General features: G+C 67.4%; 23 protein-coding genes and 1 tRNA gene. 12 read left to right on the forward strand and 12 right to left on the reverse strand.

The genetic code is table 11. The features are described 5' to 3' along the window. Positions 1-161: 161 nt before the first annotated feature. Together O7598_RS20570 and O7598_RS20575 are read left to right on the forward strand one after the other, a co-directional pair. Positions 162-821, forward strand: a complete 660-nt coding sequence (locus O7598_RS20570; RefSeq protein WP_269692958.1) for a DinB family protein — start codon at positions 162-164, stop codon at positions 819-821. A gap of 55 nt (positions 822-876) precedes the next feature. After that, complete coding sequence (locus tag O7598_RS20575) at positions 877-1,734, forward strand: DinB family protein (protein WP_269692959.1); 858 nt, start codon at positions 877-879, stop codon at positions 1,732-1,734. A gap of 372 nt (positions 1,735-2,106) precedes the next feature. Here O7598_RS20575 and O7598_RS20580 read toward each other — a convergent pair whose 3' ends face one another. After that, on the reverse strand, positions 2,107-2,694 hold the full coding sequence (locus tag O7598_RS20580; RefSeq protein WP_332367379.1) for an immunity 21 family protein: 588 nt from the start codon (positions 2,692-2,694) through the stop codon (positions 2,107-2,109). Positions 2,695-2,799: 105 nt separating this feature from the next. Between O7598_RS20580 and O7598_RS20585 the strand changes: the two genes are divergently transcribed. Beyond that, the gene (locus O7598_RS20585) at positions 2,800-3,558 is read left to right on the forward strand and encodes an XRE family transcriptional regulator (RefSeq protein ID WP_269692960.1); all 759 of its coding nucleotides are present in this window, start codon (positions 2,800-2,802) and stop codon (positions 3,556-3,558) included. A gap of 139 nt (positions 3,559-3,697) precedes the next feature. Here O7598_RS20585 and O7598_RS20590 read toward each other — a convergent pair whose 3' ends face one another. The 4 genes from O7598_RS20590 to O7598_RS20605 all read right to left on the reverse strand — a co-directional run bounded on the left by O7598_RS20590 (position 3,698) and on the right by O7598_RS20605 (position 5,938). Then, on the reverse strand, positions 3,698-3,979 hold the full coding sequence (locus tag O7598_RS20590) for a winged helix-turn-helix transcriptional regulator (RefSeq protein WP_269692961.1): 282 nt from the start codon (positions 3,977-3,979) through the stop codon (positions 3,698-3,700). After that, a complete protein-coding gene (locus O7598_RS20595; RefSeq protein ID WP_269692962.1) occupies positions 3,976-4,380 on the reverse strand; it encodes a VOC family protein in 405 nt (134 codons plus the stop codon). The genes O7598_RS20590 and O7598_RS20595 overlap by 4 nt, the downstream gene beginning before the upstream one ends. 431 nt (positions 4,381-4,811) lie before the next feature. Continuing rightward, the gene (locus O7598_RS20600) at positions 4,812-5,024 is read right to left on the reverse strand and encodes a hypothetical protein (RefSeq protein WP_269692963.1); all 213 of its coding nucleotides are present in this window, start codon (positions 5,022-5,024) and stop codon (positions 4,812-4,814) included. A 353-nt stretch (positions 5,025-5,377) separates the two neighbouring features. Then, a complete protein-coding gene (locus tag O7598_RS20605) occupies positions 5,378-5,938 on the reverse strand; it encodes a TetR/AcrR family transcriptional regulator (protein ID WP_269692964.1) in 561 nt (186 codons plus the stop codon). Between the two features lie 133 nt (positions 5,939-6,071). Here O7598_RS20605 and O7598_RS20610 point away from each other — a divergent pair, with 133 nt between their 5' ends. After that, positions 6,072-6,527, forward strand: a complete 456-nt coding sequence (locus tag O7598_RS20610) for a nuclear transport factor 2 family protein (protein ID WP_269692965.1) — start codon at positions 6,072-6,074, stop codon at positions 6,525-6,527. 127 nt (positions 6,528-6,654) lie between these two features. On the opposite strand, the gene O7598_RS20615 is transcribed toward O7598_RS20610, so the two are convergent. Next, positions 6,655-6,798: a hypothetical protein gene (locus O7598_RS20615; protein ID WP_269692966.1), complete on the reverse strand. Its 144-nt coding sequence runs from the start codon at positions 6,796-6,798 to the stop codon at positions 6,655-6,657. A gap of 285 nt (positions 6,799-7,083) precedes the next feature. Between O7598_RS20615 and O7598_RS20620 the strand changes: the two genes are divergently transcribed. Further along, entirely contained in the window at positions 7,084-7,641 is a 558-nt protein-coding gene (locus tag O7598_RS20620) for a nuclear transport factor 2 family protein (RefSeq protein ID WP_269692967.1), read from the forward strand. Between the two features lie 1,072 nt (positions 7,642-8,713). Here O7598_RS20620 and O7598_RS20625 read toward each other — a convergent pair. Both O7598_RS20625 and O7598_RS20630 read right to left on the reverse strand, forming a co-directional pair. After that, the gene (locus O7598_RS20625; RefSeq protein ID WP_269692968.1) at positions 8,714-9,913 is read right to left on the reverse strand and encodes a helix-turn-helix domain-containing protein; all 1,200 of its coding nucleotides are present in this window, start codon (positions 9,911-9,913) and stop codon (positions 8,714-8,716) included. Beyond that, a complete protein-coding gene (locus tag O7598_RS20630) occupies positions 9,900-10,070 on the reverse strand; it encodes a hypothetical protein (protein WP_269692969.1) in 171 nt (56 codons plus the stop codon). The genes O7598_RS20625 and O7598_RS20630 overlap by 14 nt, the downstream gene beginning before the upstream one ends. A gap of 138 nt (positions 10,071-10,208) precedes the next feature. On the opposite strand from O7598_RS20630, the gene O7598_RS20635 reads away from it, so the two are divergent. Next, positions 10,209-10,970 carry a helix-turn-helix domain-containing protein gene (locus O7598_RS20635; RefSeq protein WP_442929874.1) on the forward strand — a complete coding sequence of 254 codons (762 nt, stop codon included), beginning with the start codon at positions 10,209-10,211 and terminating at the stop codon, positions 10,968-10,970. A 256-nt stretch (positions 10,971-11,226) separates the two neighbouring features. On the opposite strand, the gene O7598_RS20640 is transcribed toward O7598_RS20635, so the two are convergent. Both O7598_RS20640 and O7598_RS20645 read right to left on the reverse strand, forming a co-directional pair. Next, complete coding sequence (locus O7598_RS20640) at positions 11,227-11,787, reverse strand: hypothetical protein (RefSeq protein WP_269692970.1); 561 nt, start codon at positions 11,785-11,787, stop codon at positions 11,227-11,229. Positions 11,788-12,112: 325 nt separating this feature from the next. Then, the gene (locus O7598_RS20645) at positions 12,113-12,604 is read right to left on the reverse strand and encodes a hypothetical protein (protein ID WP_269692971.1); all 492 of its coding nucleotides are present in this window, start codon (positions 12,602-12,604) and stop codon (positions 12,113-12,115) included. A 403-nt stretch (positions 12,605-13,007) separates the two neighbouring features. Here O7598_RS20645 and O7598_RS20650 point away from each other — a divergent pair, with 403 nt between their 5' ends. The 5 genes from O7598_RS20650 (at position 13,008) to O7598_RS20670 (ending at position 18,350) form a co-directional block, all read left to right on the forward strand. After that, positions 13,008-13,955 (forward strand): hypothetical protein, encoded by a 948-nt coding sequence (locus O7598_RS20650; protein WP_269692972.1) that lies wholly within the window; start codon positions 13,008-13,010, stop codon positions 13,953-13,955. 572 nt (positions 13,956-14,527) lie between these two features. After that, on the forward strand, positions 14,528-14,845 hold the full coding sequence (locus O7598_RS20655; RefSeq protein WP_269692973.1) for a hypothetical protein: 318 nt from the start codon (positions 14,528-14,530) through the stop codon (positions 14,843-14,845). Positions 14,846-15,379: 534 nt separating this feature from the next. Further along, complete coding sequence (locus O7598_RS20660) at positions 15,380-16,936, forward strand: replication initiator (protein WP_269694920.1); 1,557 nt, start codon at positions 15,380-15,382, stop codon at positions 16,934-16,936. Next, a complete protein-coding gene (locus O7598_RS20665) occupies positions 16,933-17,130 on the forward strand; it encodes an excisionase family DNA-binding protein (RefSeq protein WP_269692974.1) in 198 nt (65 codons plus the stop codon). Before O7598_RS20660 ends, O7598_RS20665 begins: the two co-directional genes overlap by 4 nt. Beyond that, entirely contained in the window at positions 17,130-18,350 is a 1,221-nt protein-coding gene (locus O7598_RS20670) for a tyrosine-type recombinase/integrase (RefSeq protein ID WP_269692975.1), read from the forward strand. Before O7598_RS20665 ends, O7598_RS20670 begins: the two co-directional genes overlap by 1 nt. A 78-nt stretch (positions 18,351-18,428) precedes the next feature. Here O7598_RS20670 and O7598_RS20675 read toward each other — a convergent pair. Continuing rightward, positions 18,429-18,500, reverse strand: a tRNA-Val gene (locus O7598_RS20675). Positions 18,501-18,550: 50 nt separating this feature from the next. Continuing rightward, a complete protein-coding gene (locus O7598_RS20680) occupies positions 18,551-19,084 on the reverse strand; it encodes a TIGR02611 family protein (RefSeq protein ID WP_269692976.1) in 534 nt (177 codons plus the stop codon). Between the two features lie 273 nt (positions 19,085-19,357). Here O7598_RS20680 and O7598_RS20685 point away from each other — a divergent pair, with 273 nt between their 5' ends. Beyond that, the gene (locus tag O7598_RS20685) at positions 19,358-19,789 is read left to right on the forward strand and encodes an SsgA family sporulation/cell division regulator (protein WP_007457244.1); all 432 of its coding nucleotides are present in this window, start codon (positions 19,358-19,360) and stop codon (positions 19,787-19,789) included. The last annotated feature ends 67 nt before the right edge of the window (positions 19,790-19,856 follow it).

Genomic DNA, 19,856 nt, shown 5'->3' on the forward strand with positions numbered 1-19,856 from the left:
CGATGAGCTAAACGAAGACTGCGTCAAAACCGAAAGCCGGGCGAAGGCGCTCACTCATCGGCTACGTGCGTGAAACTCGTCTGGGCCGCGCTTGGTACGACGCCTGTCGCAGGGCGGGGTCCCGCGCCCGGTTCCGCAGCGTCGACTTGAGTGGGGTGGTGATGCGCGGCGTCGAGCTGGTTGACGCTCGCATCGACGGTGAGATCCAGAACCTTGTGGTCAACGGGGTCGACGTCGCGCCTCTGGTCAATGCGGAACTCGACCGGCGCGACACCGATCGGGCCAGGATGCGCCCCACCGACCCTGACGGCTTCCGGGAAGCGTGGGGCACCGTCGAGCGACTCTGGGACGGCACCGTCGAGCGGGCTCGCGGCCTGGACCCCGGGCTGCTTCACGACTCGGTGGACGGCGAGTGGTCGTTCATCGAGACCCTGCGTCACTTGGTGTTCGCTACCGACGCGTGGGTACGGCGGGCAATCCTGGGCGACCCCTCACCGTGGGACCCGCTCGACCTGCCATGGGACGAGATGCCGGGCACCCCAGGGATCCCGCGGGACCGCGAGGCCCGTCCCTCGCTCGAGGAGGTCCTGGCGCTGCGCCGCGAACGGATGGCCACCGTGCGCAGGGTGTTCGACGGCCTGACCGACGAGTCCCTGGCCGGCTACACCGAGCCCGTCGAGGGGACCGGCTGGCCGCCGCCGGAAAGCTTCCCGGTACGCGAGTGCCTGCTGATCGTCCTGAACGAGGAGTGGCACCACCGGCAGTTCGCCGAACGGGACCTCGACGCCCTGCGGCCAGGCGCGCCACGGAAGGCGATCTGATCGACGCCGGAACGACTGCCCGGTCCTCGCTTGTTGACCGCGCACCATCAGCGGCATGACCGTGCATCCGGCCGCCTCGGATGTGCGTCACGACGCGTCATGGCTCGCCATTGGCCGCCGTGCAGTTGGCGGGGAGATCACGGAGTGCAGCCGAGCCGAGGCTGGCTTGTCGGTGTGCGGCCCTAATGTGTGGGGCATGACGCGATATGTCGACGAGGATCTGCACGGTGCGGAGTTCCGCGAGTGTGATCTGACCAAGGCGCGCCTGATCGGTGTCGTCATGCAAGATGTCGTGATCGACGGGTTGGTCACCAACCTCGTGGTGAACGGTGTCGAAGTCACGCAGTACGTCGAAGCAGAGCTCGACCGGCGCCATCCGGTACGGGCGCTGATCCGCTCCGAGGACCCTGCCGACCTGCGCGAGGCAGCACGACAGCTCCATACCGGCTGGGCCGCCACGATCGAGCGGATCCGCCAGACGCCCGGCATCGAGCGCCGCAGCGTGAACGACGAGTGGTCAGCGGTGCAGACCTTGCGCCACCTGGTCTTCGTCCACGACTCGTGGTTCCGCCGCTGCTGCCTGGGCTCGACACAGCTGTTCACGCCGATGGGCATCGGGACGAGCGTCGAACCCTACGGCGGAGCGCACGGGCTTGACCTCTCGTCCGACCCGGCCCTGGACGAGATAGTGAGCGTACGTGACGCACAGGCCGCCGAGCTGGAGGCCTGGCTCGACAAGGTCACCGCGGTACAACTAGCCGCGCGAGCGCCGGTGCCCGACGACGATGTCTGGCCGCCGTACGCCCGGGGCCGCTCGGTGCGGCAGTGCCTCCGCACGGTGCTCAACGAGACCTTCGAGCACCACGGCTTCTGCGTCCGCGACCTCGACCTGATTTCGGCACAGGACCGCTGAGTAGAGCCGGCCGCCGACCCGGCCTCTTGTCCCTGCGGGCATCGCTGATCGTCTGCGCGCTGCTGACGCCGGAGCTGGACGCGGCACTTCTGGAGTATCCGGCGGCTCTGGCTTACGTGTTCTCCGGGCGGGCGGCCGTGGAGGGTCGGCGAGATCTGTCGGTAGTCGAACGCCCGCCCTTCGACATGAGCGGATGTCGTCGCCCTGCGAACTCGAGCCACGGGTACTGAAGCTTCCGGCACGCCGAAGAGGTCACCGTGCAGTAAGTCCTGTTCAGAGGACTGCCAACGGGACACTCAGGAATGCCGCGCCTTATCAGCGGCAGATTCGGATGCCCTGATCAAGCCCGCCCCTATCTCCTGCTGCGTGAGTTCATGGCACGGGCTGAAGCTGAACGAGGATCATCCAGTTGTCACCATCGGCGTGGTATGTCGCACGGACGCGGTACTCGCCCGGACGTAGATCGATCACGAGGTGGTTGTCGGGCTCCAACTCCGCTCCGGGCCACGCCGAATCAAACACCACGACTGGCCCCTCCACCACCCAGCGGACATCCTCATCCGCGTCCCAGCTCACGCCATCACGTACCGCTCGGCGTGCAGCACTCACCAGGTCGTCTTCCTCGTACGCCGCCGCCCACCGCAGTAACAGCCGTTCCGCTGATAGATATGTCGTTGCTGCCGGCTCGTCACCCAGGACAAGCGCCTGCCGCTGACCTATGGCTACCACGCCAACGTAACCGTCGATCGCGCACGCCCGGCCGTAGTCCCCCCACGTCTCCACGGGACCATCCGTGCTATCCGCACCGGTCCACAGCGACAGCATCGATCGCGGAGCGACGAGCAGCGGTCCACCAGCGGACGAAACCCAGGTGTACGGCAATGGTTTTACCTCCCGCAGCGATCTTTCCAGGCCACGACGGTGCATGAACGCCCCGGCCAGCTGCACGCCATCACGCATACGACAGGCGCGACCGAACGTTGCGCCCGGTCGGCGGCATGAGCGGATGTTGTCGCCGTTTCAGGCGCCAGCAACGTGGGCCAGCGGACGGTACGGTCGCACGTCGTGGGAGATTCACCGTTCGGCGTGCGGTTGTGGCGCCTGTTGTCGCAGCGGCGGCCTACGTTTGACACGTCGATCGAGCAGATGGGGGCCGTCCTGACCCGGGAGGCGGGTGTCCCAAGTGATGAGCTCGCTGCGGTCATCGACAACAACGCTGCGCCGAGACCAGACCTCGTCCGGAAACTGGCGCCGGCACTCCGTATCCATACCGCCGACCTTTTCGTCATCGCTGGGCTGCCGGTGCCGGATGACCTGGCCTCGGCCTGGCCCACGTCGCCGTGGGATGTGGGTTCGGTCGTCCGACGCGCCGCCCGGATGGACGCAGACCAGCGGAACCGGTTGAAGGCGCTGGTCAGGTCCCTGCCGGTGCAGCCGCCGGATGGGTCCCAGTCGGCCGACGACTACCCGGACACCCCTGGAGCGCTGCTGCTGCGCCTGCTGCGCAACCGCAATATGCGCCCACAAAACGCCCAGATCCTCCAGGTTATGGGAGACGGTCCGTACGTCTCCGACTCCACGGTCGCGATGCTGGGCCCGGGCAAGGTGATCATCACCCCGCAGTACGTGACGGCGTTCGCGCATCTGCTCGGCTATCCGCCCGGCGACATGGTGGCGCTGACGGGAATCGGGCCGGTCGTCGAGGACGCGCGGGTACATCCAGCGAGCGCGGAGATCGCCGCGCTGGCCTGGCATACCCGGCTGCTCAGCAGTAAGCAGTTGAGCAAGGTGATTGAGGCAGCCGATGCTATGCGGCACGCCTGAATCTCCGCCGTGGACGCCTCAACCTAACGGAACTCGACATCGACACCCGCTGTCTGCGGCATGCGCGGATGGTGGGCGCCAGGCCTCGACGTGGCCGCTAGGTGATGGCCCGGCGTTGACCTGGTTCCATGGGGCCGGGTTACGCCCCTTCGGCACCCCAGCGTCCGAGCGCGATGATTGCCTCTCGTAGTGCGAGCCCGCGCTCCGTCAGCGCGTATGCACGTGTGTTGTGCCGAAGTGGAAGACGGGACAGCACGCCGGCCGCCTCGAGCTCGCGCAGGCGGGTCGCGAGCATGTTCGTCGGCGCTCCGAGGTCGCGTTGCAGGTCGCCGTAGCGCTGCGGTCCGTCAAGCAGCCGCTCCACGATGAGCAGTGCCCAGCGGCTGCCGACGATGTCGAGTGCCGCGGCAAGGTCGCTCACCCGACCGGATCGGTGCTCGGCTTCATCCAGAACGGTGAGTAGTGGTAGCCATCGAGGTCATCGAACTGGCGCTGGTACATGAAGGGGTAGTCGTCGGTGTCGCCGATCCGTCCGCCGGCGGCGCCGGCCCGCTCGACGAGCGCGTCGACCGCCTCGCGGCTCCCAAGATCGAACGAGACGGTCACCTTGGAGGGAGTGTCCCGTCCGCCCACCAGGTCCTCGACGCCGCCGACGCTCGCGTACATCTCACGGCTGCCGAGCATGACGTACTGCTCGGGGGCGATCGCGAAGCACGACACGTTGTGATCCGACATCTCGGCGTTGAGCGTCCAGCCGAGAGAGGTGTAGAAGGCGGTCGCGCGCTGCACGCTCTCGACCGGGCAGGTGATGAACAGGCTCATGGCGGCATACTTGCAAATTGAAAGTGACCCGTCAAGGACCGCCCACCACCGGTTGACGCCGGCAACCGGAGACTTGCTACGGCAGTGGGTACTGTTCGGCGGCGCCCTCTCATCAAGCTACGAGTGCCCGCAGGTGTGGCGGAACTGGCGTACCAACACATAGCGTGCGCCGGGAAGCGGCGCACACGCTCGGCGGCAGATCCGGACGATCCACTGCGGCTAGGTCGTAAGCTCGCCCTCCCACAGTCGGAGGTTGACTCTTTCGCCTTCGAACTCGAGGTCAATGCCGACCAACTCATTGACCTCGTTGAGGACCGCCGCCCAATCAGTCAGCGACTTTCCGATCACAGCGCCGAATGGCGCTTCCGCCGAGGCATCCCGAGGAAGCCACCGCGCCCCATCCCAGTCGTAGTCGTACGTGGCGAGCCAAGCTACGTCGCCTGGCGCGGTTTCCGTACATCGCAGCGTCCAGTCGCTTCGGCCATCCGGAGGAAGCCGCAGCCGCCATCGAAGACGAGATGTACTAACCCCACATTGCTCTTGACCAGCTCGACCGGCTCGCCTGGTTGATGCCAGGCCAGACGCGTGACACTGGCCAGCCGATGACCCACCAACGCTTCGCCGAGGCTCGTCAGCTGATCCACAGCGAGACGATACCTACTTCGACGTCGCGGACGGCAGTGGATGGGCGGCGCCAAGCGCGGCGGATCCGTCCACCTGATCTTGAGCCGGGCACCGCCGCGACCGGCTACTCGCAGCGACTTAGTCGCCGGAGGAACCCCAGAACCAGGCCCTGTCGTCGGTGAAATCAGTGCGCAGGATCAGCGATGTCAGGTCGTTGGGCTGCGGCAGGAGCGGCATGCCGACCACCCTGCCCGTCCAACCCGCCTTCGCCACGACGCCGAACCCTCCACAGGAAACCCCTCTACCACCCATCCACGAGCGAAGAGAAATCTGTCGCTGAGATCGGTCGGAGCAAGGGCCCGCCCACCAGGAGTCAGGCGACTATCGCCCGGGTGAGGGCGGCGAGGCCGCTGCGGACGCGGTCGGGTTCGTCGCGCAGGTACTCGATCAGGTCACTACGGACGGCAGCCAGCAACGCGTGAGCCAGGAAGGGCGCGTCGTGGGGCCCACGTGCCTCCGCGACGATGCCGGCCAACTGCGCATGCCACTGGTCGTACATGACGGTGGCGTACGGGCTGCCGTTGCCGCCGTTTTCGAGCGCGAGCATCAACGCCCTGTTCTCCGTTTTGAAGGTCAGCAGGGCGTAGAGGGCGCTCAGGACACGTTCGGCGGGGGTTGCCGCCCCGGCGGCCATCCGGGCGGTGAAGTCGGCGTACAAGCTCGCGTTGCGCTGTTCCACGAGGGCCAGGATCAGGCCGAGCCGGTCACCGAAACCTCTGAACAGGGTGCCTTTGCCGACCCCAGCGGCGGCGGCGATGTCGCTCATCGAGACCCGTTCCGGATCGTCCGCCGCGTCGAAGAGCCGGGCCGCCGCCTGCAGCACCACTCCTCGGTTGCGCACCGCGTCGACCCGCTGCTTGCGCTCGTGTTCCATGCCGGCCTCCCGCGCCATTTGCAATCCGGACCAGCGGTCCGTATATTTCTAAGCGGACCGACGGTCCGAATCATCGTACCGTGCGGTCGTCACACGACGACGGCCGCCGCCGCCGCCGCCAAGGAGTATCGCCATGTCCGATATCCAGGAAGCCACCGCTGCCGACCTGCGCCGCGCCGCCCAGGACGTCTTCCGTCGCCACCTCGAACTGCTGGCCGCCGGCCGGGTGCGGGAGTGGGTCGAGTTGTTCGCCGAAAACGGAACCATCGAGCACCCGTTCGCACCGGCCGGCGTGCGCTCGCGCGCCAGCGGCAAGAGCGACCTGTTCGACTACATCCAGCACTTCCCCGAGGTCTTCTCCGTCACCTTCACTGAACCGCAGTTCCACGAGACGACAGACCCGGAGCTGGTCATCGCCGAGTTCCGGGCGGAGGGAATCGCGATTCCCACCGGCAAGCGCTACGACCAGCAGTACATCAACGTCGTCCGCACCAAGGACGGGAAGATCGTCCACTACGTCGACTTCTGGAACCCGCTGGTCGCCCTCTCCGCGATGGGCGAGGACCTGACCACGGCCTTCTTCGACTGACAGCTCCACACCGCCGCCCTGGGCGGGCGGTGCGACAACGGCCAGCCACGGCAGCACACCCGGGACCGCGGCACCGAAGGGGGCGCCGGCGACCATGGATCGGCGGCGCCCCCTTGCCGCGGGTTCGTCACACCTGGCCGCGGAAGAAGCCGTACCGGGTTTGCGGCTCGATGATCCGGTGCTCCTCGGAAGACAGGTGGGACAGCAGCGTGTCGGTGAGGACATCGACGGCCGCCGGGAGCGCGGTGAGGTCGCCCGGTTCGCGGATCAATTTGTCTCCGGTCCCTGCCACCCCTGAAGAGGCGACAGTCGTGCGGTTCCGGGTGTCCGAGTCACGGATGAGACGGCGCAGGTCGCCCAGCGCAGCGGTCCGGCTGGATCGCCTCGGCGTCTGACAGTCGAGCGGCCGGCGGCCGGGTGGCCGGCCCGGCCCTACGCACCCTTCGACGCCAACCAACCTGTTGGTGGAGGGGCGCCTCGAGTCGCGGTGAGCCTTCACCACATCCTCGCCAGACTGCCGTCCGGCCCAGGTCGGCCTGGTAACCACCCTCGTTGATTGGCTGCGACCACCGTCAGCGCGATCCTCGACTTCAAAACGGCCGACGACCGTGACGACGGCATCATCGGCCGCACCTCCACCCCAGCCACCACAAAGAGGAGTTATGACATGCATCAAGAGGAACTCATGGACCAGTTCGCCATCCAGCGGGTCATCACCGAGTACGCCTGGTACGTCGACCGCCGGGACTGGGACGCTCTGGTGACGACGTTCTCCGACACCGTGGTCGTTGACTACACCGCGATGAGCGGCGGCGAAGCAGAAACTCTATCCGGCTCCGAGCAGGTAGATCGGTGGCGACGGGAGCTTGGCGTGCTGGATGGCACACAGCACGTGGTCACCGGGGTGATCGCCGATGTGACGGGCGATACCGCCACCGCGACGGCGAACGTGCTGGCTTGGCTACGACGCGACGACGTGCCGGGCGGACGGCTGTGGCACAACGGCGGAACCTACGAGTTCGAGCTGCGCCGCGAAGGCGAGCGATGGCGAATCAGCAGGCTGGCAGGCCGAGCCATCTGGATCGAGGGAAACATCGGTGTCTTCGCACAGTGACCGGGTTTATCACTAATTCCCAAGCCGACCAGGGCGCCTCGCCGGGCGAGGAGGATCCGAGGTGGCGGATAGACCTTCCTGGCGATTGTCCGACCACGTCGCCGTCCCGGTCCTCGACGCGTCGACCGGTCTCGCCCTTCGCCTGGGCTGAGGACCGGGTGGTCCGCTGGGGGGCGCGGCTACGCCACCACCACCGGCCTGTGCCCCGCCGACTCCGTCTAGGCCACCGGCGGGCTGCATCGGCTGCGCCTGGCCGCCGGAACTGGTAGGTCTACCCGCCCGCCCGCCTCGACGGTCCACCGCCTGCGGCCCACCCGATCGGCCGAGGCGACCACGGTTCCGGCCTCGTCGACCATTGTGCACTTGCTGCCCCACGCGTTGGAGCGGACCTGATAACGCCGCCCGTCCAGCGACAACGAGCTTCGCCAACAACGACCTGCAATCGGTCGGCGGTTACCGCGCTGCGCGTGATGGCGTCAGGTCCGACGAGTCACTGCCCGGGTAGGTGGCAGCGCGGTGATGCGTGGTGAGGTCGCCCGTCGGATCTGCCCGGCCAGGACAAGGGCTCGCGCGTACCGGTCGAGGTACCGGGAACAGCAGATCGACCGACCGCAGGTACAGCACCAGGACCGCGAACATCGCCAGCCCGAAGCTCCAGAGTCCCACCAGGACGGCGATACCCAGGCGCGGCGCCAGCCCGCCGGCGGCGAGGCGCGAACAGGCCGAGCACGAGCGCGAACTCCAACGCCAGCGAGCCCCAGGTCAGCGCGGCGACCATCAACCAGCCGCCCTGCGAGCCGGTTGGTGCTGCTCCCAATCTGCTCCCAATTTAGGGGCAACAACGCGAAAGCCCGTTACCGGTGGTTCCGGTTACGGGCTCGCTACCTGCAGATATTTATGGTGGGCGATACTGGGATCGAACCAGTGACCTCTTCGGTGTGAACTCTCGGCGAGCGGGTCGAATCGGGCTCGATGCGAGGTCAACCGGCCTGCTGACGCGCTTCTCGGCCTGGTTCGGCTGGCACGGTTGCTGTACTTCACTGCTGTACTTTCCGTCCTCGTGTAGCGCTGCTCAGCCGACCCCGAGCGTGCCGGCGAGCTTGGCGATCGTGGTCGGGGCGCGCGGGTCGCGGGCAACCTCGGCGAGGATGGCGCGGGCGACAGGCCGGCACGTGATCTCGGCCGGCGCGGTGCGTTCGGCCTCGGTCAGCATGCGAGCCGCATTGCTCACGTCCCCGGAGTGCGTGTAGGCGCGGGCCATGTCGAGCAGGTGCGCGGCGCGGTGTTCGGCGGGTAGCCACCGCCAGCCGGCCCTCGCGGCGGCCTTCTCGTGCCAGGCAATCGCCTCGTCGGTGTCGCCGTTCTCCACGGCCACGGCGGCGCGAGCCACGTCGACGGCGGTCGGACCGAAAGCGGTGCGGTGATGGTCGCACCCGTCGCCGACCTGCGCCGCCATGCCGGCGGCCTCGTTGAGCAATTCGCCGGCGGCGGACTCGTTGCCGTCCTGCGCCGCCGCCAGGCTGGCTTGGATGAGCAGGGTCCCGCACAAGGACAACTCCGCTGGCCTGCCGTACTCAAGCACGGGTGGAGCGATCCGGTACGCGGCAGAGAGCATCACCGACTTCGCCTCCCGAGCCCGGCCGAGCGCGCGCAACACCTGGCCGAGCTGGACGGCTGCCGCGGCCACCAGTTCCCGGTCGCCGGTGGCGGCGAGCATCGCCCGATCGACGGCCAGCCACGCCAGCTCGGCGTCGCCGAGCTTGACCAGCAGAGCGGCGGTGACCCGATACGCCTCGACCAACGGCCCGCGACCCGAGCCCCGATCGTGAACATAGGTGCGCTGCGCGTTGGCGAGCAGGTCCGGCGCCAGGTCGACCACCTGCGGATAGCGGGCGTACCGAAACGTCGTCCACGCGTATCCCACATCCCGCAGCATCCGATCCACCGGAACCACCGGGCCGCCTGCCAGTTTGCCCAACGGGATCTCGTAACGGGCCAACGCCGCTCTGATCCGCTCGACGCCGTCCGCGCGACCCTTCGCCTGCACCGGTGCCGCGTCCTGGCCGACAAGCGCGGCCGTGTCGATACGGAGGACACGGGCGATCTCCTGAAGCGTCGACAGCTTGTCCAGCCGCCGCACGCCCCGCTCGACCTTGTCCACCCAACTCTTCGACTTGCCCAGCCGGTCGGCGAACACCTGCTGCGACAACCTTCGCCGGCCCCGCCAGTACGCCACCCGCCGCCCGACCGGCAACACCTCAACGCTGCCCACGACGCCACCGCCGATCCGGCACCGCCCGGGTGGTCTCCTCCACAGGAATCCGTTCCGCCTCCGCCTGGGCGAGAAGCCGCCGCTTCGCCGCCTCCCGCTCAGCCGCCTCGATCTGCTCACCCCGACTCACCGCCGACTCGTCGCCCTTTCGTGGCATCCCCAGCCCTCCGCCAGTAGAAGCGGCGGCACGTCGACCGTCGCGGATCCACAGTGACGCCGGAATGTCACCTGTCGCGACGGCACAAGCATCGACAATCAGGCCACCTAGCCGGCGACATTAAGGCGACACGGCGCTATGGTGACAGCCATGGCTGCCCCCAATACCGCCCTACGGGCCGTCCGCACCGGAATGCGCATGAGCCAGGACGACTTCGCTCGCGCGCTCCAGGCCGCCGGCCACCGCGTCGGCGAGCCCAACGACGCCAACAAGAGACTCGTCCAGCGATGGGAGTCCGGCGCAATCGCCGCGCCTCGCCCCGTCTACGCCCGCGCGCTGGAGGTCGTCACCGGGCTGCCCATCTCACTGCTGGGCTTCGACGCAGTGCCCGGCGGGCATGTCGCCGACGACGAACACGGGGGCCATGACCTGAGCTCTCCCGTTTCCAGCCTGGCCACGCCGACACCGACGTCCAAGCCCACCACGACCCACCAGTCCTACGAAGGCGTGTGGCTCAGCCGCTACCAGTTCTACTCCAGCGGCCGGGGAGACTCCTTCGCCGGACAACACTTCGTGGTGCTGCTCCAGCACGGCGATCGGCTCACCGCGCGCAGCCTGCCCGGCTCGGCGTCATCCTCTCTCTCGCTCGACCTGACCGTGGACGGTGCCGTCGTCACCGGCACCTGGGTCGAGCAGACCGACCCCACGGGCTACTACCGGGGCGCCCGGTACCACGGGGCGATCCAACTCATCGCCGAGCCAACCGGCCGACGGATGGCCGGAAAGTGGATCGGCTTCGGCAAGGACATGGACGTGAACACCGGCCCGTGGGAACTCGTCTTCCGCGATGCCTCAACGTCTAAGGCGACGCTTGATCGCTACAACACGTCGGCGACTTAGGTCGCTGCTGGCTAGGGAGCCCTTGACCCCTCGCTTGTAAGTTCTGGGCGCTCGGTCCGGCTGAGTCCGTCCGCGTCCGCCGCCTCGGACGACCGCCCACGCACACCCGCCGACCACCGTCGCCGTCCAGGACCGTTGCTGTCATCGTTGCTGTCGGCAGTGCCCGTCGACCTGCGGCTGTTGCAAACTCTCGCTTGTGCACTCGTCCGTTGACGGCCACCGGCATCCAGCCAAGTTCTGTCCTTCTGTCACCCAGCTAGTCACCCAAGTCGCTGAGCATGCTGGTGCCGCTCCCGCTGCCTCGCCGCCAACCGTAAGGTCGAATCGACGGCGAGGGCTCGTCACCCGCCCTGCCTTTGCGGTGACGCAAGCTGCCGTCACCGTAGCGCCGTAAGCCGAAGCCGAGACGCGCCACAGCTCTTACGGCCGCCTCGAACTGCCGGATGGAAGCCCGGTAGTTGTCCCATGCCTCGGCCCAGCCGTCGTCTTCGTCGAAGTGGTCGTACAGATCGTGGTAGGCGTAAGCAAGCCGACGACCTGCGTCGTGCAGCTCTGACGGTGCTGGCGTCATGAAGAACTGGGTGGTTGCCTCGTGGCGCTCGGCACGGAGGGCCGAGCCAGGCCGAGGCAGTTGGCGAAGCCTGGCATCGATCATCTCGCCAGATGTTCTGTTGATGACCATGGCGAAGTCGGCGCTTGCAGCGAGGAGCCTGTCTACCGCGCGGTCTCGCCGCTCTGATCGGCGACGGAGAATCTCCCCGATCAGGACTAGCAAGCCACCTACGACCGCGCCAAAGAGAGCCGTCAACGCCTCCATAAACAAGATGGTGACCCGCCGGAGCAAGGGGCAAAGGGCAAGATTAGGCTAAACGGCACGTAATACCATGAGCGGACGGTCAGACGTTGAAGCGGAACTTTGACCGGCTCGGTCGTGACCTGCGCCGGTCTTGTCGGCACGCCGGCCGAGCCCCATCGTGGGTTGCCGTCGCTACTGACTGGTTGCCGACGTTTGACGGTGTCTTGTGCCCCCTGTGTGCCCCGAACCGGTCCGCCGCAGCTCGCCGTCCTCGGCACTGGTCACCGCTCGTGCGCAGGCTGGGGTGCGCGCCGATCATTTCCCGTTGGGCTTCGGACGGTCGCCGTCAGTGCACGCCAAGTTCCGCGCGAGCTGCTTCCACGAAATCTTTGAGCAGCGCACGGGTATCCCTCAAAAACTCATCCACGGTCAGTTCGCTCGCATCATCCTCTGAAAGCAAATAATCGCCGCCTTTTGCTAACCCCTCCCACAGCATGTCAGCGGCGTCGCGTACCGGCTTGGAGCCGATGAGATCTACCTCAACACGCACTGCGTCAATCTCTTCAATCGCGTCCGCAAGATCCGTCCAGGTCGTCTGATGGTCATCCCACTTCAGGGAAAAGTGCACTATGTGTCTTCCAATTTTGGCAGCGAACAAAGCGTAAATTCGACGCCGTTCGGCGTGCCATCGGACCGAATCTTCCCTGCGAGCCCGCCGTGCGTCCAGGAACATGGTCACTAGCTGGGAGACGGTCACGCCGCCCACGGCAAAGATGCCTGCGACGACCGGTACAGCCCACCAGGGTGGCTGGGAGGACATCGCGGGCACCAGTTCCACAGATGCGAGTATGCCTCGTAGTCACCATCGTCCCGATGCCCACGTGGAGACCACGCTTCGCCGGCCTCGCGCACGGACGGCGTGACTCCTTCGTGCCGAACGAACCAACGTGCTCCTGTAACCTGCGCTCGCAGCATGGCTGACCTGCGGAAGCAGTCCGTAGTCGTCCTGACTCGTCCAGCCGCATCCGCTCCCGTCGTCACCCGGGTTGCCACTCACCCGCCGTGGGCTACTCGGTTCACCAGGGGCCGGACGATAGCGGATACCGGACACTTGTCTTCGGAGATTTGTCATCGACAGTAAGATCGATCGTCTTGGCCAACGGCGCAGCCCATCTAGTTTGACATCAGGATGATGCACCCCGGGCGCGCTGACGGTTAGATGACGTTCTCCGGGGGTAAGGTTGAAAGAGCATCAAAGTGCGGTACGGGTAGCCTGGCGAGATATTGCAATCTCGGCTATTGTTTTTTCGGTCGCATTAATCGCGGTTATTTCGATTGTTGTAACCGTCAAAGACGTGGACACTCTCTCCGTCGTGGCATTGGCGCTCGCGGTAATCGCATTCGTTGCTCAAATCATCATGTTCATTGTGCAGGCCGCATCAGCGAATGATCAGCGGGAGAAGGCTCAAGATGTCTATGCGCAAACGATGAGAGCCCTAACCCTTATTGAAGAGAAGATGGAGGGCACACGCCAGACCGTTCACACCATGAGCGACAAGTTGCTATCGCGGGTACTTGCTGGGACTCTGCCTGAGCCGGTAGCCAAGGAGGCGCTGGCAGTTGAAATAGAAAGCCTTGACCCTCCCACGCCATCCACTCGTTTTCCGCGACAGCGCCCAGTGCGCCCGCCCAGTACGGCGGGGGACGTCAACGGAAGACCCGGACTCGCCTATCCACCTCCGGCGAAAAGTGGAGAAAAAAGCGCTGAGATTATTCGCTTGATGCGCCAGTTCCCGACGGGCTCAGACATGGAGGCAGCAAGGAGTGCCTTGAATGGCATTCCAATGCGCGAGGCTTATTACCTGTCCTTGCTTGCGGAAGACGAGATACGAAGCGGAAAACCGGGGTCTCGGTTTGGGGCTGGACTTAGCATTCTGCCCACCGGCAAGGAACTATACAAGAAGGGTTTGGTGCGACAGATTCGACTGCCGCATGACCCGAAAAAGACCGTCTTCGTGCTGACAGAAAAGGGCCGGAACGCCGCACGAGTATTTTCTGCAACCGGAAACCCTCCACCGGGTTTTCCGCAGGAACTTCTCGACATTATTAAGCAGGTCGCCGACTATCAGGAGGCCTTGATGCAAATGAGAAACCAGCCCGACCCTGACATTCCCGTCGATGAGACGTAACTGCCTTCAGCCATCCCGTCTGCCGTCGACCCGCCCGCCGGGGAGCGGACCTCCGCCCGGCCCGCCACGTCAAGACGGCCTTGACGCCTCGTACGAACGCTGGCGGGGTCGGGCGGAGGTCTGCTCGGCTCGCCCGGGTCGACGGTGGGCGGGATGGCTCCTCACCGCCACCACCCACGGACCGCAAGCCGCCGACGGGCCCCCGGCCATCCTGGAGCCGGAGCGCCCCCGCCGGAGGCGCAGTAACCGCAACCCCGCCACCGACCCGGCAGCCACCGACGGATCCGGCGTGCGCTCCCCTACGCCGCGCGGTGCTCGCCGCGCGGCCCCGGCCGACTGCCGGCCCGACCCCACCAGACAACGGCTGTCGTCATCCGGCGGCCCACCGGGCTACTCGCTCTCCGCGCCAGCCGCCGGGCGTGTTGCGTGACCGGAGTCGGAGCGCCAGCGGAGCGACGGGCGCGCGCCCTCGCGGCGGCGCGTGCGGCCCGTTCAGGGCCGCCTTGATAGACGTACAGAAAGTCCTCCCACACCGGCGACAGCCGGCGGCCCCGCCCTGGGAGGATGACGGCATGGACCGCTTCGAGGGCCGGTGCTGGCTGGACTGGTGGGCGAACTCCTCCACCCTGCTCGGCAGCGTCGAGGTGGCCATCGTGGTTGCCGCCGTCACCGGCTGCTGGGAGGCCGACGGTCGCCTGGTCAGCGAGAGCGACGAAGACCGCGAGGCGTTGGCATTCCTGTGCGAACTCGACCCCGTCTTCACGCTGCGATTCGAAGACGAAAGCGTCGTCGCCGTCACCGTGCATCCCACAGAGGGGCATCGCCGCTTCAGCCTCACCGAGTACACCGGTCCGGTTCAGCGAGCAGTCGTCAACCGCATCGCTCTGTAGGCAACGCCGAACCTGATTGGCTCGACAGCGGTTTCACGGCACGTTGACGTGTCGGTACTCGGTGCTACTCTAGCCCTCGTCGATCACGCCAGCGCGGCCTTCCCGCCGGACCGCTGGACTCGACCTCCGAAATGCTGAGCGGCCTTCCTGCCGCTGATGCGGGCCACGTCCCGTCGGCTCTCGATCGCACCGGCCACCATGCCGGCCTCCCGAATCCGTTGAGCGGCCTAGCACGGTCTTCCCTGCCGTCCACGATGGCCCGGATTCGCACATCTCCACGGGTGGGGGCAGCCTGCGGCAACCTGCCGGATGCCGACAGTCCAGGCTCCCCACCCGTGCCGTCCCACTCATCAGGTCCACGAGCGTGAAGGACATGATCCATCGGCGGGAAGTGGCACGACCACGATTCCGCCCTCCGGCGTCAGCCGCCCTTTCGGCGGTGCCAGGAGACACGACGAACACCATCAGCGGACACGTCCACGGCTGGTGGTGCTTCGTCTCCCGTCCCTGCCACCCCCGCAAGAGGAGACAGCCATCTTCACCACGTACCGCCCCGGCCTCGCCGCCGGCCGTGACGCCCAGGTCCTGCACCGCGCCGACTCGCCGGAGTTCTCCGGCTGGCTGGAACACACCCGCCCCGCCGGCGGCTGCTCCCGCCCGATCCGCCTCGCCGGCACCATCACCGCCGTCGACCGGAACACCGGCCGCATCACCAGCCAACTACACACCGACGAACTGCCCGACCGCACGCTCTACAAGGCGTGCGGTAACCGCCGCGAATCGGCGTGCCCGGACTGCGCCTGGGTCTACCAGGGTGACGCCTACCAGGTCGTCTGTCGCGGCCTGACCGGCGGCAAGGGCGTCCCCGCATCGGTCGGCCGGCACCCGGTCGTCTTCGCCACCTTCACCGCCCCGTCCTTCGGCCCGGTCCACCACCGCCACGTCCCCCACCACGCCTGCCGCAACCGGCAGCGCTGCGACTGCCGCCCCGTCCCCTGCCGCGCCCGCAACAACGCCAGAACCTGCCCACACGGGCAGCCCACATCGTGCTTCGCCCGCCACGACACCGACGATCCGCGGCTGGGCCGGCCGTTGTGTCTCGACTGCTACGACCACGACCACCAGGTCGTCTGGAACTACTTCTCCGGCGAGCTGTGGCGACGCACCAAGCAGGCGTTGGACCGCCACGTCGCCGCCTGCTGCCGTCAACGCGGCATCCCGAAGGTCGGCATCGTCGCCGCCTCCGGCAAGGTCCGCTGGGTGCCGCCCGTGCGGGTGTCGCACGGCAAGGTCGCCGAGATGCAGCGCCGCGCAGCGGTGCACTTCCACGTCCTGCTGCGCCTCGACGGCGTCGACCCCGACGACCCGGACGCCCTCGTGTCGCCACCGGACGGCATCACCATCGACGACCTGGAAGACGCGATCCACGCCGCCGCCCGGCAGATCACCGTCACCACGCCACCGCACCCCGACCAGCCACAGGGATGGCTGATCGCATGGGGCGGGCAGGTCGACGTCCGACGCGTCAACAGCAGCGACGGCGCGCTGACCGACGGCAAGGTAGCCGCTTACCTCGCCAAGTACGCCACCAAGGCCACCGAAGCCACCGGCCACTCCTCCAACCGCCTCACCCCGGCCACCATCGACGACTACGCAGACCCCGACGGCGACCACACCGCCCGCCTCATCGACGCCTGCTGGCACCTCGGCCGCCCCACCCCCACCGACACCAGCAGCGGCGCCGCAACCGCCGACGACCGTCAAGCCAGCGTTGACACCAAACCCAACGTCTACGGCGGCTTGCGGCGCTGGGCGCACATGCTCGGCTACGGCGGCCACTTCCTCACCAAAGCCCGCCGCTACTCCGTCACCTTCGCACTGCTCCGAGACACCCGCGCCACCTACCGCCGCGAAGAAGACGACGAACTCACCGACACCATCACCGTCGGCACCCTCACCTACATCGGCTCCGGCTGGCTCACCGAAGGTGACGCCCTGCTGGCCAACACCGCTGCAAGGCAGCGACGCGAAAGCAGACGCATCGGACGGGAAGAACTCGCCCACGAGACGTGGCTGGGGGCGGCCGCATGAGCCGAGACCTCACCCCCCGCTGGTACTCCCCCGCCGAGGTCGCCGTCCTGCTCGGCTTCGGCATCTCCAAGGTCAAGATGAAGATCGCCACCGGCGAGCTGCGCTCCATCAAGGACGGCAAGTACCGCCGCATCCTCCCCGAATGGGTCGACGACTATATCCGCGAGCAGGTCGAACGCCGGGAGGCCGCCTGATGCCCGGACGCACCCGAGCCAACGGCGAAGGCTCGATCTTCCCGTACCGCAACGGCTTCGCCGCCTACGTCTGGGTCACCAAGCCCGACGGCAGGCGCACCCGCAAGTACGTCTACGGCAAGACCCGCGAGGCCGTCCACGACAAGTGGATCAAGCTGCACCAGCAAGCCAAGCAAGGGCCGGTGGCGACCAGCGTCCCCACGGTCGGCAGCTTCCTCACCTACTGGCTCGCCGAGATCATCCAGCCGAACCGGGCACCGTTGACCTACGCCACCTACGAGACGTTCGTCCGCCGCTACATCGCCCCCGGCCTCGGCGGAAAGCGGCTCGACCGGCTCCAGTCCCGCGACGTGCAGACGTGGATCAACCAGGTCGCCCGGGCCTGCCAGTGCTGCGCCCAGGGCAAGGACGCCGCCCGCCCGAAGCACAAGCGCCGCTGCTGCGCGGTCGGCCGCTGCTGCCAGGCCGTCCCGTCGACGCGGACGGTCAGCGACATCCGGGCCGCGCTACGGGCCGCCCTCACCCATGCCCAAGCCGAAGACCTCATCACCAGGAACCCCGCCGTCCCGATCACCCTCGCCACCATCCGCCGCCGCCGGGGTAGGTCCTGGTCGAGCGACGAGGCACGGAAGTTCCTGGAGTCCGCCAAAGCAGACGACGACCCGCTCTACGCCGCCTACGCCCTGGTCCTCGTCACCGGCCTCCGCAAAGGCGAAGCCCTCGGACTGACGTGGGACGACGTCGACCTCGACGCGGGAGAGCTGACCATCGGCCGCCAACTCCAACGCGTACGCGGGCAGCTTCTGCACCGCGACACCAAGACCCAGGCGTCCGACGCGACCCTCCCCCTGCCCGACATCTGCCTCACGGCCCTGAAACTGCGGAGCGAGCAACGCGACGAGGCGAGAGCAGCCGCCGGCAAGGCATGGCACGAAAGCGGACTCGTCCTCACCACCCGATACGGCACCCCGATCGAGCCGCGCAACTTCCAACGCTCCTGGCAGACGAGGTGCGAGAAGGCAGGCGTCAGACCGATCACCGTCCACGACGCCAGGCGAACCTGCGCCACCCTCCTGGCCGACCTCGACGTCCACCCCAGAGTCGCCATGCAGGTGCTCCGGCACGCCCGCTTCGCCGTAACGATGGAGATCTACACGCAAGTCACATCGACAAAGACGAGAGACGCACTCAAGCGTCTCGGCGACTCACTCAGCCACTGACGGGAACTGCTGTACAAAGCTGCTGTACGCAAGCAGAAAGGCCACCTCCCGAACCCGGGAAGTGGCCTTTGACCTGCGTGGGCGATACTGGGATCGAACCAGTGACCTCTTCGGTGTGAACGAAGCGCTCTCCCGCTGAGCTAATCGCCCTCAGCGCGCATGACTCTACCCGATCCGCTGCCCGGACCAAAAACCGGGTCTCAGTGCGTCGCGAGGTAGTGCAGTGCCCGCGCCACCACGTCGATGCCGAGGCTGTACTTGAGCGACAGCCACACCACCACGGAGACGAAGACCAGCCCGACGAGGCCGAGCACGAAGCGCACCGGCAGCGACCGGCTGGTCACCCAGCGGGTCCAGGCGTTGACGTGGCGGCGGGTGAAGGCGAGCAGCCGGCGGGCCCAGTGGAACTCGACCGCCCACACGCCGAGGCCGGCGATGACGAGCAGCCAGCCCGGGCCGGGCAGCGGGATCAGCGCGATGCCGACGGTGACCACGAGGGCGCCGAGGATGCCGATGAAGATCTTCAGGGCGACGCGGCCGGTGGGGTTGGCGCGGATCAGGTCGAGCGTGGTGTTGAGGCGGCCTCGCCAGCCTCGTTGCCGGCGCGGGGTGAGAGCGCGTGGTGAACGCCCGTCGACCGGCACCGCGTACCCCCGATTTCTGGCTGTTCGGGCCGCATCCTCCGGCGGATCGGCCGCGGCCCTGGTCGCCGTGGAGGTGCTTCTCGTGACCATTTCCACCCCCAGTGTCGCCCGCGACCGTCACCCCTGCTGACGACTGGACGTTACCGGAGTAAGTCGACGACTGAACCACCCGTTGCCGGGCGGAACGACGGAGTGGGCGGAACCGGAAATTCTACGCGGGATCCCATGGTCCCGAGGGCTTTCCGACCCCCTTCCCACCACTGGGTGAAGTCAGCGTATGGCGGAGCGTAGCCAGGAGCAGCACCTGAGTATGGGAAAAGCGGGACACGCGCGTTCCGCAGCGGTGCCGGGGGGAGAACGTCCATGAGTGTCATCCGACCGACGACCGTAGAGGTCGAGACGTCGCTAAGGCTCGTCGCGCCTGACGCCACCGCCTTGCCGGTGCGTGCCAGCCTGCGTTACGACCCTGCTGACCCGTATGCGGTCCATGTCCTGTTCCATGCCGAATCGGCCGGCGGCGAGGCGGTGAGCTGGTCGTTCGCCCGCGAGCTGCTGGTCACCGGGCTCGACGAGCCGGCGGGCATCGGCGACGTCCGGGTCTGGCCGTGGGCCACCCCGCGCGGCGACTTCGTCGCGCTCGCGCTGTCGTCCCCGGACGGCAACGCCCTGTTCGAGGTCCCGCGCAGCGTGCTGGTGCGCTTCCTGCGCCGGACCTACGTCGTCGTCCCGCGCGGCCGGGAGGCCGAGCACCTGGACGTCGACACCGCGGTGAACCGGCTGCTCGCCGGTCGCTGAGCACGACCACACCCGGGGCCGCGCGGATCTGCCGAGTCCGCGCGGCCCCGGGTCGTTCCACCCCAGG

It is taken from the genome of Micromonospora sp. WMMC241 (assembly GCF_027460165.1).
In the GTDB taxonomy this organism is placed as follows: domain Bacteria; phylum Actinomycetota; class Actinomycetes; order Mycobacteriales; family Micromonosporaceae; genus Micromonospora; species Micromonospora humi.